9 protein-coding genes are annotated in these 14,651 nt (G+C 53.2%); 8 read left to right on the top strand and 1 reads right to left on the bottom strand.

Going from position 1 to position 14,651, the window contains the following annotated elements:
* Positions 1 to 194 precede the first annotated feature (194 nt).
* The 3 genes from EFA69_RS03405 to EFA69_RS03415 all read left to right on the top strand — a co-directional run bounded on the left by EFA69_RS03405 (position 195) and on the right by EFA69_RS03415 (position 3,288).
* Positions 195 to 650 (top strand): hypothetical protein, encoded by a 456-nt coding sequence (locus EFA69_RS03405; protein WP_123131683.1) that lies wholly within the window; start codon positions 195 to 197, stop codon positions 648 to 650.
* Positions 651 to 707: 57 nt separating this feature from the next.
* Positions 708 to 1,781 (top strand): hypothetical protein, encoded by a 1,074-nt coding sequence (locus tag EFA69_RS03410; RefSeq protein WP_123131684.1) that lies wholly within the window; start codon positions 708 to 710, stop codon positions 1,779 to 1,781.
* A gap of 91 nt (positions 1,782 to 1,872) precedes the next feature.
* On the top strand, positions 1,873 to 3,288 hold the full coding sequence (locus EFA69_RS03415) for a methyltransferase RsmF C-terminal domain-like protein (protein ID WP_123131685.1): 1,416 nt from the start codon (positions 1,873 to 1,875) through the stop codon (positions 3,286 to 3,288).
* Positions 3,289 to 3,654: 366 nt separating this feature from the next.
* On the opposite strand, the gene EFA69_RS03420 is transcribed toward EFA69_RS03415, so the two are convergent.
* Complete coding sequence (locus tag EFA69_RS03420; protein WP_123131686.1) at positions 3,655 to 4,842, bottom strand: class I SAM-dependent rRNA methyltransferase; 1,188 nt, start codon at positions 4,840 to 4,842, stop codon at positions 3,655 to 3,657.
* Between the two features lie 161 nt (positions 4,843 to 5,003).
* Here EFA69_RS03420 and EFA69_RS03425 point away from each other — a divergent pair, with 161 nt between their 5' ends.
* The 5 genes from EFA69_RS03425 to EFA69_RS03445 all read left to right on the top strand — a co-directional run bounded on the left by EFA69_RS03425 (position 5,004) and on the right by EFA69_RS03445 (position 14,640).
* Complete coding sequence (locus EFA69_RS03425; RefSeq protein WP_123131687.1) at positions 5,004 to 5,990, top strand: dipeptidase; 987 nt, start codon at positions 5,004 to 5,006, stop codon at positions 5,988 to 5,990.
* A 257-nt stretch (positions 5,991 to 6,247) separates the two neighbouring features.
* Positions 6,248 to 8,986, top strand: a complete 2,739-nt coding sequence (locus tag EFA69_RS03430) for a TonB-dependent receptor plug domain-containing protein (RefSeq protein ID WP_183906678.1) — start codon at positions 6,248 to 6,250, stop codon at positions 8,984 to 8,986.
* 306 nt (positions 8,987 to 9,292) lie between these two features.
* Entirely contained in the window at positions 9,293 to 11,899 is a 2,607-nt protein-coding gene (locus EFA69_RS03435) for an MG2 domain-containing protein (RefSeq protein WP_183906679.1), read from the top strand.
* Between the two features lie 113 nt (positions 11,900 to 12,012).
* Entirely contained in the window at positions 12,013 to 13,086 is a 1,074-nt protein-coding gene (gene prfA / locus EFA69_RS03440; protein WP_123131690.1) for a peptide chain release factor 1, read from the top strand.
* 129 nt (positions 13,087 to 13,215) lie between these two features.
* The gene (locus EFA69_RS03445) at positions 13,216 to 14,640 is read left to right on the top strand and encodes a hypothetical protein (RefSeq protein ID WP_123131691.1); all 1,425 of its coding nucleotides are present in this window, start codon (positions 13,216 to 13,218) and stop codon (positions 14,638 to 14,640) included.
* Positions 14,641 to 14,651: the final 11 nt, after the last annotated feature.

Genomic DNA, 14,651 nt, shown 5'->3' on the forward strand with positions numbered 1-14,651 from the left:
CGCCGCCCGAATGGTGAATGAGTTGGGAAAGCAGTCTGCTAACGCGGATACAGAGTTAACAAATCTGCCGGTATAAATACTCCGTTTAGCGGCTCTTTTTCTAAAAATAAGCTAAAAACGCAGGAACAACCAATACTGGGTTCAGCTGTTTTTGCGCTGTTTCCGTTCATAGATTCCAACCTAACTGTAAGACCATGAAGAAGATAAAAATCCTCTGGGGCTATCTGTTGTTTTCTGTTCTCTGCAGCGTTTACCTGCTGGGCTGCCAGGCCACGGCCCCCGCCGGGCCAGACGCCACCGCCAATGCCACCGCCAATGCCACCACCGCAGACTCCACGGCAACTGAAGCCCCTGCCCGTCTGGCCCCTAAGCGGGTAGATTTACGCGGCACCATTACCAGAAGGGTCTATGACAGAGGGCAGGTCACCATTGAGGTGGAAGGATTTACAGATGTGCAGCAGTCGCGCTATAGCCGGGGGTATGTACTGGTCACGCCCACCACCCAGATCATTAGTGAGGAAGGCCGCACCATAAGCTTAAGCGAACTGTATGAAGGGCAGAACGTGGCCATTTTTATGCGCGGCGGCGGAAGGGGGAATTTTGTAGGATTAGGGGTTGCCCGCAAGATGTGGATTGAGCCGAGGTTCTGATTATGAGGCGTTTTTCGTAAATTAGCGCCAAAATAAAATTTTACTTCTGCTTGCTGTATGTCTGGCAATTCCTTTCGTTCTGTTCTGGCTCTCTGCGGGCTGTTTCTGAGTTTTTCCTTGGCCACCGTGGCCCAGTCTGGCAAGGCCATCAAGATTGCCGACCTGGAGGTGCAGGTGGCGGGCACCAAGCAGCCGGCCACGCAACTGCAATACGCGTTTCAGGCCGGCGATGTGCTGGTGCTGGACCTGGAGAACAAAGCCAAAACCAACTACAAAGTAACGGTGCAGGAGTATTTCTCCAACTCACCGCTCTACAGCACGGAGGAAACCAAGAAACTGAGCAAACTGCGTCTCACGGTTCCGCAGAAATCGGTGTACACTATTACGATGCAGAGCTTGTCTGAGACCAGCACCAAAAGCCATTTCACCCTTACCCGCATTCCGGCCAGTGCGGCCAGCCAGAACTTCAGCACGCACGTAGCCTGGCGCACCGTGCAGGACACCGCCTGGACCACCGGCACCGAGAAAGTGCTGGTGAAAAATGACCTGAAGCCCGAAACCGTGGTAGACAAAACCTTCCGGCTGGCCTCGCTCACCAACATCACCAGCAACAACCGCAGTACGGAGCGCTTTAAGCTACCGGCCAACACCAGGCACTGGGTGTACTGGGTAGGCGTGGGGCAGGAATCTGTGCAGGCCTTGCAGGAAACGGGCAAGACGCTGGCCAAAGGAGCCACGGCGTTGCTGTCGGGGGGGAATCCTTTGGTGGCTTTCGGGTTGGGCCTGTTGCCGCAGCTGCCGCAGGTGAAGTCCAGCGGGTACATCAGCTACTACTTGTTCAACAAGAGCAACGCCAACCTGTTCACCCAAGACGAAGACGGCTGGAAGCCCTACGGCGTGGCCAAAGGCCAGGATGTGCTCTCAGACTACGGCAAAATCCTGATCTCCCAAACGCCCAAGACCGATGACGGATATCTGTACCTGGGTTTCCAGAACCCCAGCACCATCACGGGCCTTGACCTTACCCTCAAAGTAGTGGCCTTTGTGGACAACCCCGTGTACCAGACCCGCACCGTGCGCAAGCCCGCTAAAATCACCACGCGCCGGGAACCCATTTTGGCAGCGGACTAGAGGCGTTTAGCAGCTCTTTTTCCGGAAACAGGGCAAAAACAGAATTGGTATCTTTGCAGGTGCTTCGGCCTAAGCCCGAGGACTGATTTTTATGAGCCTAGAACTTCCCGCTTCTTTCCAGACCCGCATGCAGACGCAGTTGGGGGCTGCCTACCCCGCCTTCGCGCAAGCCCTGGCCCAGCCCTCGCCCACCAGCATCAGGGTGAATCAGGCCAAAACCGCTTTGCCAGAAGGGCTGCCGCAGGTGCCTTGGTCAGAGACCGGATTTTATCTTTCGGCGCGGCCGAGTTTTACCTTAGACCCTCTTTTCCACGGCGGGGCCTATTATGTGCAGGAGGCCAGTTCCATGTTTCTGGAGCAGGCGCTCAGGCAATGCGTGGACTTAAAGGAGCCGCTGGCGGTGCTGGATCTGTGTGGGGCCCCCGGCGGAAAGTCCACGCACATCGCCTCACTGCTTTCCCCGGAGAGTCTGTTGGTGGCCAATGAAGTCATTAAACCAAGAGCCAACATCCTGGCCGAGAACATCCAGAAATGGGGCAGCGGCAACGTGGTAGTCACCAACAATGATCCCAGCCATATTGGGCAGCTCACCGGTTTCTTTGACGTGATGGTGGTAGACGCGCCCTGTTCGGGCGAAGGCATGTTCCGCAAAGACCCAGATGCCATGTCTGAATGGTCTGAGGCCAACGTGAAACTCTGCTCTGAGCGCCAGCGCCGCATTCTCATGGATGTCTGGGACGCGCTCAAACCCGGCGGCGTACTCATTTACAGCACCTGTACCTACAACCTGGAAGAAAACGAGGAGAACTTGGCCTGGCTGGCCAAGCAGCAAGACGCTGAAACCCTGGCGCTGCAGCTACACCCAGACTGGGGCGTGACCGCAACCGAACTGGAAGGCATGCACGGCTACCGCTTCTACCCGCACCAAACCCAGGGCGAGGGCTTCTTCCTGGCCGCCGTGCGCAAAACCGATGGCGAGGAAGCCCGACCCTACCGCAAGAGCAAGCGTCCGTTTCTGGTCATCGCTTCCAAACAGGAGAAAGCCCTGGTGCAGGATTGGCTGCGGGAGCCGAAGTTCTGGGAGATTGTGAAGCACAAGGAAACCCTCAGGGCCTTGCCCAACGCCTGGATGCTGGAACTGGAGCAGCTCTATGAAAACCTGCGCGTGGTCTACGGCGGCATTGAACTGGCTGAGGTAATGAAAAACAACGCCAAGCCTCTGCCCGCCCTGGCTTTGTCGCAGCACTTAGCGGAAGACGCCTTCCCCGCCGCCGAGGTTGACCTGGCCACCGCCCTCAAATACCTGCACCGCGAAGACGTTTCTCTGGAAGAATCTGCCAACGGATGGGTACTGGTGCAGTTCAATGGCGTGGCGCTGGGCTGGGGCAAGAAGCTCCAGAACCGCGTCAATAACCACTACCCCAAAGAATGGCGCATTAGAATGAGTTTAGATGAGGCCCTGCAACCGGAGAATCTAGCGAAGCAGTTTGTGCTGGGTGGTCAGTAGTATCAGGTAGCGCGTATCAGGTATCAGGATTTCGTTTTGCGTTTAGGGGCTGTTTTTGGAAAAAGAGCCTCTAAACGCATGCATTGGATGTTCTCTTGCAGCCCTGATGGTTAGAGGAAAGGCCGTTTTTTACACACAAAGTTGGCAGTAGGGGCAATCCCTTGTGGTTGCCCTAACGCGGTGGAATACGTAAAGGGCAACCACAAGGGATTGCCCCTACGTTTCTAAAGCTCTTTCAATGACTTAAGAAGCTATATAACCGCTAAGGAAGCGGCAGTACTCATTTTAACTGTTTTTCTCCAAAAACAGCCCCTAAACAGGAGGTCATAGTCTTGCTACGTGATACGCGCTACTTGCTACCAAATCCTACTCCACGTACAGCACCAAGCCCTTCAAATACTCTCCTTCCGGGTGGAAGATGCTCACGGGGTGGTCGGCGGGTTGGGAGAGGTGGTGCATGACTTTTACGTTGCGCCCGGCTTCAATGGCGGCGGCCATAATGGTGCTGTCAAATAGGTATTTGTCTACCACGCCTGAGCAGGAGAAGGTGAACAGAATGCCGCCAGGCTTTATTTTCTGAATGGCTTCGGCGTTCAGGCGCTTGTAGCCCATGAGCGCGTTGTGGCGTACTTTCTGGCTTTTCGCGAAGGCCGGCGGGTCCAGGATGATCAGATCATACAAACCTTCTTTCCCCCTCAGATACTCAAAAGTGTCTACGGCGTAGGCTTCGTGGCGGTCCTGACCGTGGTTCAGTTCGGCGTTCTGGTTCGTGAGATCAATGGCTTTTTTGGAGACATCCACTGAATGGACCGCCTTGGCCCCGGCATTGAGCGCATAAATGGAGAAGCCCCCGGTGTAGCAGAACGTGTTGAGCACGGTTTTGCCTTTGGAGTAATGCGCCAGCAATTGGCGGTTTTCGCGCTGATCAATGAAGAAACCGGTTTTCTGTCCGGTCACCCAGTCTACCAGAAACTGGTTGCCGTTCTCGGTCACCACGTGGGGCACCGGCGTATCACCAAACAGATAACCGTTTTGGCCCTGCACCGGACCTTTGGCTGGAAGCGTCTCGGCAGACTTATCGTACACCGCGGTCAGTTTGCCCTCAAAGACCTCCATGAGCGCCTGCGCAATCTGCTGACGCACGTGGAACATGCCCACGTTGTGCGCCTGCAACACAGCGGTATTGCCGTACACGTCCACAATGAGGCCGGGCAGCTGGTCGCCTTCGGCGAAAACCAGGCGGTATACATCGGTATCTGGGGTGTCCAGGAAGCCCTGCTGGCGGCGGTAATCCACGGCCTGCTGCACGCGGCTGCGCCAGAAAGCATAATCAGGCTCTACTTCCTCAAAGGAGAAAATGCGCACGGCAATGGAGCTCGGCTGGTAGTGCCCAATGCCCAGAAACTCACGGCGGTTGGTGTACACGGCCACTATGTCGCCCTCCTGCACGTCACCTTCAATTTTCTTGATGGCCCCCGAGAAAACCCACGGGTGGAAACGTCTGAGCGAATGTTCTTTGCCTGCGTGTAAAAGGATGGAAGGAAGTGTTGCCATAGCGTATGAAAGAGGCCGGCCTTTCGGCTCCGCCGATGAAATTTCTGCAAAATTCGGTAAAAAATCCGGCTTTGCGGCGGCTTGTGGGGCAGTTCTTCGTAAACTCGGCGGTAATGTCTCATTTTATATGATGTACAACATCATTCCCCGTTCCGTTGCCCATGAACCTTCCCATTGTTGACCTGCATTGCGACCTCACCGGCTACCTGGCCTGGGTGCCCGGCGCCACCGCCATGGACGTGAACCGCATTGGCTGTGCCATTCCGCATTTACAGGCCGGGCGGGTGAGGCTGCAGACCATGGCTTTTTTCACGCCCACTGAACCGGGAAGCGCCGCGTTTACCCTAAAGCAGGCCCGGTTATTCAGAGAAAACCTGTTGCAGAACCAGGAAGTGTTTGCGCCCATCAGGCCGCAGGAACTGGAAGAGCAGGTGGTGCACGGGGAGCGGGTGGCTTTGGTGGCGGCTATTGAAAATGCCTCAGGGTTATGCGAGGAAGACGAGCCGCTGGAGCAGGCATTTCTGCGCCTGGAGGAAATTATAAGGTTGGCGGGTCCGCTGCTGTACATCGGGTTTACCCACGCCGATGAGAACCGGTTTGCGGGCGGAAACTTTACCCCTGGCATTGGCCTGAAACCCGATGGTGAAGAGCTACTGCGCTACATGAGCGGCCGCAAGATTGCGTTAGATCTGGCCCACACTTCAGATGCCGCCGCGCTGGACATGCTCCGGTTCATAGACCAAAACCGGCTGGACATTCCCGTCATAGCCAGCCACTCCAACTTCAGGGCCGTGTATGACAATGCCCGTAACCTGCCCCTGGAACTGGTGCAGGAAGTAGTGCGTCGCCAAGGGCTCATCGGGATCAATTTCCTGAAGACGTTTGTGCACCCGCACCGCCCCCAGATCCTGTTGGAACACATCTGCTACGGATTGGAACACGCCCCTCTGGCCCTCAGCTTCGGCGCCGATTTCTTTCAGGAATCTGGCATGATGGAGGGCGGGGAATCCTACTTCCACGAGGAACACCGCAATGCCTGCCGCTACCAATCTATCCTGAAGGAGCTACGCCAACAGTTCTCTAGGGAGGAGATGGCCGCTATTAGTCACCAGAACGCCCTACGGTTTATGAAGCGGTTGTGGCAGTAACGTAAGCTATTCCCTTGGTGAGGTGAGCGGTTTGCGTTTAGGGGCTGTTTTTCCAAAAACAGCCCCTAAACGCAATGTTTTTGCAAAAGCAGCGCCTTGTCTGTTTTCTATAGTATTTAATAAACTATATACTTAGATATAATAGTTATAAAGCCCTGTGTTTTATTTACATTTAGCACAGTATTCCATATCAAATCATTATATACAACCCCATATTATATTTTATGCTTTCTAAGACTAAAGTTGTCGCTAGCCTAGTGACAGTACTTCTTTTAGCGGCCCTAGTCTCGTTTGCTCCTAAGGCTTGGCAAGGCGGAATGCTGGAGAAAATTACCTCTAAACTTACCTTCTTTGAGAACAACTATCCGCAGGAAAAAGTCTTTCTACATTTAGACAAGCCTTATTACGCCGCCGGCGATGATGTGTGGTTCAGCGCCTATCTGGTAAACAGTTCAGACCACGCCCCTAGTCCCTTGAGTAAGGTGCTGTATGTAGAGTTGGTAAACCCGGAAGACTCAATTGCCCAGCGGGTAGTGCTTAATATGCAAGAAGGCAAAGGGTTTGGAGACTTTACCTTGCCAGACAGTATTCAAGCGGGCCTTTACCGCGTGAGAGCCTATACCAGCTGGATGCAGAACTTTCATGAAGATTATTTCTTCCACCAGAACATTCAGATTTGGAACCCTAGAGAAAGCGATTTGACACCCGCTGCCAATTTTTCCTTCAAACGTCAAGGGAGTGGGGATTCAGTTATAGTAGACCTACAGCTACTGACCCCTAAAAAAACTCTGGCTCCGCCGACGGCTATCACTTATACTGTATTGCAGGGGGCGAAAAGAGCAGCTTCCAGAAAGCTCAATACCAGCCCTACGGGTAAGACTAAATTGCGCTTTTATCTGCCAGACGCAGGTGACAATCAAGTAGCCCAGCTACAGCTTTCCATCCCGCAGGGGCAGAAGACAGTAAAAAAGAAGCTTGTCGTTCCAAGATCAGGCAGCGCCCTTGATCTTCAGTTTTTCCCCGAAGGAGGGAATTTAGTGAGCGGTTTCTGGAACAATATAGGATTTAAAGCTACCAATGCACAGGGGTTGGGCGAAGACGTGAAGGGAGTGGTGGTAGATCAGAGTGGGGCTAAAGTGGCAGATCTCACTAGCCTTAAGTTTGGGATGGGCCGCATTGGGTTCATGCCTGAAAAAGGCAAGCGCTATGAAGCAAAGATCAAAGGGGCAGACGGCAGTGAAACTACATATTCCTTGCCACCGGCGCAGGATAAGGGTATAATCATGACCGTAGACAATTCAAAGCCTGATAAAGTGCGGGTAAAATGCTATACTATAGGTTTTGCAGATGGAGCCGGAAAGCCGACGGCTTTGCATGTAGTAGCCCAATCAAGAGGTACAGCCTTCTTTGGTGCCAGCAGTACTACCGGCCGAGATGTATTTCAGGCAGATATCCCAAAGGAGAAGTTCCCTACCGGTATTTCACAAATCACTCTCTTTGATCAAGCAGGTGAACCGTTGGCCGAACGGCTAGTCTTTGTGAATCAAAACAAGAACCTCCAGATAACCATTACGCCAGATAAGCCTACCTATAAGCCCAGGGAGAAAGTGACCCTTCAGGTAGAGGTAAAAGACGCTGCAGGAAGTCCGGTGGCCGGTAACTTTTCAATGAGCGTCACAGATGGGCAAACGGTGGTGCCTGACGCCAACAGCGCTACGCTTATCTCTTACCTGCAGTTATCTTCAGACCTGAGAGGATACATAGAGCAGCCAGACTTTTACTTCTCAGCTACCCAAGAGGAGGCGCAGACAGCACTTGATAACCTAATGCTCACTCAGGGCTGGCGCCGGTTTGTCTGGAAAGACATTCTGCAAGATAAGTTTCAGGCTATGCCCGCCCCTTTGGAGCAGGGTTTATCAGTAAGTGGAGTAGTCACTCAGTACAATGAAAAAAAGCCTGTGAAAGATGCGGTGGTGACTATGTTTGATGTGGCTAATATGAAGAATATTCTGTTTGGGAATACAGATGCGCAAGGACGATTCTCTATTGCATTGCCCACCCTCAAAGACAGCTCCCGGGTAGTGCTGCAGGCCCGTAACCCCAAAGGCAAAAGCAATCTCATTGTCTCCTTAGAGGATCCTGCTCCCGCGCTGGTGAAGCCTCAGGTGCCTTATGGTACCGTAGCTGCTTCCCTTTCTGACCAACAATGGGCATACCTGCGCAATAACCAGGAGCAGATGAAAGTAGACCAGTCCATGGGCAAGGGCGTGCTGTTGGGAGAGGTAGTGGTGAAAGGCAGAAAAGACCCGTATGCGAACAAAAGCATTGCCGACCGAACCACCTTGCACTCTCCCGGTGATGTGAGTTACTCCGTAAGAGGGGATAGATTTCCGCCGGGGTTAGACATTATCTCAGCGCTGCCGGGCCGTACACCGGGGGTGCAAATGAAGGAGGGAAAGTTGGTGCTGAGGGGCGGTGTGACCCAGTCATTTGATTTTGGCGGGGAAGGTGGCGCCAGCGAGGGAGGATCAACCGAGCCCATGTATCTGATAGATGGTGTGCGGGCAGACATGGGATTAGCCCAAACTCTTGATCCCACCCAGGTAGAGCGGATAGATGTCCTCATGCCTGGAGCGCCTTCTGCTATTTACGGGGGAGAAGGAGTGAACGGGGTGATCTCTATCATTATGAAAGTTCCTGGTTCCTTTGTGGCTAAAACCAATGCAAGATGGCAAGGTGTAGCCATTTATAGAGGACCAAAGTTCCAGACCGTACGCGAGTTCTACATGCCCAAATATGACAAGCCCTCAAAAGAGTTTACTCCTGACTGGAGAAGCACGCTGTACTGGAACCCAGTGATCAAAACCAATGCCGAGGGCAAAGCTCAAGTCGCCTTCTATTGTGCAGACGCTAAAACAACTTACCGTGCCGTGGTGCAAGGCTTAACTTCTAAAGGGCTGTTAGGCAAAGGAGTCACGGCAATGCAAGTACGGTAGACTTCCTATAGGCGGATTAGGTTAAACGCATGAAAGGCATGATCTGCTTTATTGTTTTTAGAGCAGAACAACCTATAATAAGTATATCCCTCAGGCTGCTTTTTTAAGGAATATTCTGAGGGATATCCTTCCATCCTTTCTACAAGCAGCTACTACTTGAGTTCTGCCTAGGCACATAGGTGTTAATCTTGAATCTTCAAATAATTTATAATGATAATGGCCGGTAGAAATAAGTTACTCTTATTAGTAGGGGTATGTGTGTTAACGGCATTTAGCTTCATCTCTAAAGGATTCAGAGATGAAGCAATGCTGCAGAAGGTGCTGGCCAAACTCACAGCCTACACGGCTAATTATCCGCAGGAGAAAGTGTACCTGCACCTGGACAAACCCTATTACGCCGCCGGCGAAGATGTCTGGTTCAAAGCCTATCTGGTCAATGCCGACAACCATGCCCCCAGCCTTCTGAGTCAGGTGATGTACGTAGACCTCATCAACCAGGAAGATTCACTCTTTAGCCGCTTGGCGGTGAATGTGAAGAACGGCGTGGGGCACGGAGATTTTGCGCTGCCAGACACCATCCCGGCGGGGCAGTACCGCCTGCGGGCCTACACCAGCTGGATGCAGAATTTTGGGCAGGACTATTTCTTCCACCGGAACCTGCAGATCTTCAACCCCAGAGTAGATGACATGGTGGTAGTCCCTACGTACAGCTACAAGCGCCAAGGCTCCGGAGATTCTGTCTTGGTGAACCTGAGCCTCAAGAACCTGTGGGAGGAGCTACTGGCCCAGGTGCCGCTTTCCTACAGCCTGCAAACAAGCCGTAAAACCTCTGGCAGACGCAAAGGAGTCACAAACGCCGCCGGGGAAACACAGCTTCGGTTTTACCTGCCAGACGGGGAAAACCGGCAGCAGGCCCAGATTCTGTTAACAGTTAACCAAGACAAGCAAAGTGTGCAGAAAAGGATTCCGGTACCAGGCGCAACCCAGAAAGTAGACCTGCAATTCTTTCCCGAAGGCGGGGAACTGGTCAACGGCATGTGGAGCGTCGTTGGTTTCAAGGCCATAGCTGCCAATGGGCTAGGCAGAGACGTGCAGGGGGAGGTCTATGACAATACAGGGGCAAAAGTAACCAGTTTCAAGAGTCTGAAATGGGGCATGGGGCGCTTTGGGTTTCTACCCCAGAAAGGAAAACAGTACCACGCCCGCCTCCTAAACACAGATGGCGCCATAAAAGAATATCCGTTGCCCGTAGCGCGGGAGAAAGGGGTAATACTGACGGTGAACAGCGCGCAGCCAGACGTGGTGCAACTCAAAGCATTCATAGTGGGGTATGCCGGCGGAGACGGCAGGCCGGAAGCTGTGAGTATTGTAGGCCAGAGCCGGGGCACTGTCTATTTCACTGCGTATACCACTACCGCCAAAGACCTTCTGCTGATCAACGTGCCCAAACGCAAGCTACCTACTGGAATCACGCAGTTTACCCTGTTCTCCAGTACCGGGGAGCCCCTGGCGGAACGTCTGGTTTTTGTCAATCATCAAGACCAACTGCGGCTAACGGTCACGGCAGATAAACCCAGCTACAAATCTCGTGAGAAAGTAACCATGCAGGTACAGGCCGCAGACACGGCCGGTCGGCCAGTGGTAGGGCATTTTTCTGTGGCCGTCACAGATGCCCAGAAAGTGATGCCAGAGCCGTACGCTCCTACCCTGCTTTCCAATCTGCTGCTCACCTCAGATTTGCGTGGCCACGTAGAACATCCCGGCTATTATTTCTCGGCCAAAGACCCTGAAGCTCCCCAAGCCTTGGATAACCTCATGCTTACGCAAGGCTGGCGCCGGTTCACGTGGAAAGACGTTCTGGAGGATAAGCAACCCAATCTCACCTATCCGCTGGAGCGTGGTTTGGCTGTAAGCGGCACCGTCTTGAAGCTGTCCGGTAAACCAGAGCCGTACGCCATTGTGACGTTAATTAGTATGCGCCCGCCCAGCCTGATTTTACTGGACACCGCCGATGCGCAAGGCAAATTCGCGTTTGGGGTCTCTTCTTTGGATGACAGTGCCCGCATAGTGGTACAGGCCCGTAACGCCAAAGGCAAGAGCAATTTGGAAGTAGTACTGGACAAGCATGTGCCTATCATGCCCATTGCGCCACTGCCGTACTTCTTGCCGCCAAGCCTGCTGTCGCAGACGCAGTGGGCTTATTTGCGCGGCAACCGCGAGCAGTTGCGGTTAGACCAGCTTTCCGGGAAGAGCATCTTGTTGAGTGCGGTAGAAATTAGGGCGAAGAAACTGCAGGAAGAAGAGCGCATGTCTAGAGGGCTGTACAGCCACGCAGACCATACCCTCAAAGCCGAAAGTTTGCCTCCCGGAACAGATGTGATCTCCGCACTGTCGGGCAGGGTGGCCGGACTGATGGTAAGGGGCGACAACGTTTCCATGCGTGGTGCCGGCCCGCCGCTCTTTTTAGTAGACGGAATGCCCATAGACATAGACTTTGTGCGCAATCTGTCCATGGTAGAAGTAGAAACCATTGACATTCTCAAACCCGGGGCGTCTTCCGCTATTTACGGTTCTCAGGGAGGCAACGGGGTAATTGCCATCAACCTGAAGAGAGGCAGCTCCGGGGGGGCAGCCTCCAGTACCCGTTACCAAGGGGTAGCCGCGTACAAAGGCATCCGTTCCCAGACCCCAAGGCAATTCTACGTACCGGCGTATACCAAACCCGAAGAAGCAGAACTGCCTGACCTGCGCACTACTTTGTATTGGAACCCAACCGTACAGACAGATGCCACTGGCAAGGCAAGTTTCACGTTCTTTGCCGCAGACGCTAAGACCAGTTATAGGACCATTTTAGAAGGAGTGAGTACCAAAGGGCAATTAGGCCGCGCCGAGGCAGAGGTGTTGGTGAAGTAGCGGCAACTTTTTCTGTTTCTGTACTGTTCCTTTTAAAAATAGCCTGAACACACACGTCCGTAAATGCAAGGGAAATTCTCTATCTTTGCGGCCTGAATTAAGTAACGCAGAAGATGTTAGATAAACTGGAAGCCATAAAGCAGCGGTTTGAAGAGGTAAACGAGCAACTCATCCAGCCAGATGTAGCCAGTGACCTGAAGAGATATAAGTCCTTGAACAAGGAGTTCAAAGACCTGGAAAAGATTGTGGCAGAGTACGAACGCTACAAATTATTGCTCAGCAACATTGAGCATACCAAAGAAGTCATTGCCACCGAGAAGGACGAAGATTTCCGGGAAATGGCCAAAGAAGAACTGGACGAGCTCCTGCCGCAGCGCAATGAGATGGAAGAGCGCATCAAAGAGATGCTTATCCCCAAAGACCCGGATGACAGCAAGAACATCATCATGGAGATCAGGGCCGGGGCCGGGGGCGATGAGGCTTCTCTGTTTGCCGGTGACCTGTACCGCATGTACAGCCGCTTCGCGGAGAAGCAAGGCTGGAGAATTGAGGTGATTGACGTGATGGAAGGTACCGCTGGTGGGTACAAAGAAGTTATCGTGAACATTTCCGGCGAAGACGTGTACGGCAAGCTCAAGTTTGAATCTGGCGTGCACCGCGTACAGCGGGTACCCGCCACAGAAACCCAGGGGCGTATTCACACCTCGGTGGCTTCAGTGGTAGTGTTGCCAGAGGTAGAGGAGTTTGACATCGAGCTCAATATGAACGACATCCGGAAGGATCTTTTCTGTTCTTCGGGACCGGGTGGTCAGTCTGTGAACACCACGTATTCTGCCGTTCGTCTCACACACATCCCAACCGGATTGGTGGCGCAGTGCCAAGACCAGAAATCGCAGCTCAAGAACTTTGACAAAGCCTTGGCGGTACTTCGGTCCCGTATCTATGAGCAGGAATTGGCGAAGAAGAACGAAGCCGAAGGTGCCCAGCGCAAGAGCATGGTGGGCGGCGGCGACCGTTCAGACAAAATCAGAACCTACAACTATCCGCAGGGCCGCGTAACCGATCACCGTATTGGCTTAACGGTATACAACCTGCCCAGTGTGGTAGACGGAAATATTGACGAGTTTGTGGAGCAGCTCCGTATTGCGGAGAACGCTGAGCGCTTGAAAGAAGGCGCCCAGGTATAAGCAAACTTTCTGGAGAAAGCGCAGCCTGAACAGGCTGCGCTTTTTTATTTTGACAGCATTGCGTTTAGCGGCTCTTTTTCCAAAATAAGGCCTAAACCGGAAACTGGTATTTAACTTAATTAGTACGCCTTGTCAGCATCTCCTCACGTTTCTGGTGGTTTTCTGAAAGCTTTCTGGCAGAGCCTGGCGCTGCTGTGCGCCCTTGGCTGGAGCATGGGCAGCTGTACGCCCACAGAGGAAGAAATCACGCCAGATGCCGGGGCCATGCTCCGCTTTGAGGCCGACACGGTGCTGTTTGACACCGTGTTCACCCAGGTAGGCAGCATCACCAAACGTCTGAAGGTATATAACCCCAGCAAGAACGCGGTCAGGATCTCTGAGGTGAGAGTAGGTGGTTTGGGCAGTTCGGCGTTTCAGGTGTACGTGAACGGAATGCCGGGGCCACAGGTGCAGAACCTGGAGCTGAGAGGCCGTGATAGCTTATTGGTGCTGGTAAAAGCCACCATCAATCCCACTTCGGCGGAGCAGCCTTTCCTGGTGCAGGATTCACTCTTGTTTTCCACCAACGGGAACCAGCAGAAGGTAAAACTGGTGGCCTACGGGCAGAACGCCACCTATTACAAGCATAACTACACCACCGCTCCCGCAGAAACCTGGACGGCCGCCAAAGCCCACGTTATCTATGATTCTGTGACCGTGCCCGCCGGACAGACACTTACCATTGAGAAAGGAACCCAGGTGTATCTGCACCGCAGGGCCAAAATAAAGGTGCAAGGCACGCTCCTGGTAGAAGGGGAGCACGAGCAGCGAGTGGTGTTCCAGCAGGTGCGCCAGGAAGATACCTACCGGAACGCGCCGGGCCAGTGGCAGGGGCTTGAGTTTTTGCCAGCCAGCCAGGGCAATGAAATCCGCTACGCTGAGATTAAAAACGCCGTAACCGGTATCTACCTGCGCGCCGAAGGTGCTACCGTGCCGCAGGTGATGCTGCAAAACAGTTTTGTGAGGAACATGCTCCAGAACGGTGTCCTGAGCCACGGCGGAAACCTTCGCTTGCAGAACAGCATGGTGGCCAATTGCGGGGAATATGCGTTGGCGGGCTTGGGTGGCGGACGCTATGAGATTATCTTCAGTACGCTGGCCAATTATGCGAATGAATTTATCCGGCTCTCGCCCTCCTTTGTATTTGATGAGAAATGGCAGGCAAATAATAACGTAGTGCGGCAAGCACCTTACCACCTGATTGTTCTCAACAGTATTCTGTGGGGGCGGCAGGACGAAGAACTACAGTTTGGCGCCATGGGGCAGAGTTCCAGCAGAATCATCCGGCACTCGTTCCTCAAGACCAAAGCTTACGTTGCTGAGTTTGACAAACTGGGGAATCAGCTCAACGTAGATCCCTTGTTCAGAGACGGGCCTAATTCCGATTTCCAGATCATTAAATTATCGCCGGCCAATGCTGCCGGAGAGCCGGTGGCGGGCATTACGCTGGATTATGAAGACAAAGCCCGCGATGCCGCCAAACCCGATGCCGGTGCTCTGGAGGTAGATTATTGATATTTGTTTCT

The organism is Rufibacter immobilis, from assembly GCF_003721565.1.
Classification (GTDB): domain Bacteria; phylum Bacteroidota; class Bacteroidia; order Cytophagales; family Hymenobacteraceae; genus Nibribacter; species Nibribacter immobilis.

What these genes read in the sequence shown, in the direction of transcription:
- EFA69_RS03405 (WP_123131683.1), top strand. Translation starts at nt 195, where the DNA reads ATGAAGAAGATAAAAATCCTCTGGGGCTATCTGTTGTTTTCTGTTCTC.
- EFA69_RS03410 (WP_123131684.1), top strand. Translation starts at nt 708, where the DNA reads ATGTCTGGCAATTCCTTTCGTTCTGTTCTGGCTCTCTGCGGGCTGTTT.
- EFA69_RS03415 (WP_123131685.1), top strand. Translation starts at nt 1,873, where the DNA reads ATGAGCCTAGAACTTCCCGCTTCTTTCCAGACCCGCATGCAGACGCAG.
- EFA69_RS03420 (WP_123131686.1), bottom strand. Translation starts at nt 4,842, where the DNA reads ATGGCAACACTTCCTTCCATCCTTTTACACGCAGGCAAAGAACATTCG.
- EFA69_RS03425 (WP_123131687.1), top strand. Translation starts at nt 5,004, where the DNA reads ATGAACCTTCCCATTGTTGACCTGCATTGCGACCTCACCGGCTACCTG.
- EFA69_RS03435 (WP_183906679.1), top strand. Translation starts at nt 9,293, where the DNA reads ATGCTGCAGAAGGTGCTGGCCAAACTCACAGCCTACACGGCTAATTAT.
- prfA (WP_123131690.1), top strand. Translation starts at nt 12,013, where the DNA reads ATGTTAGATAAACTGGAAGCCATAAAGCAGCGGTTTGAAGAGGTAAAC.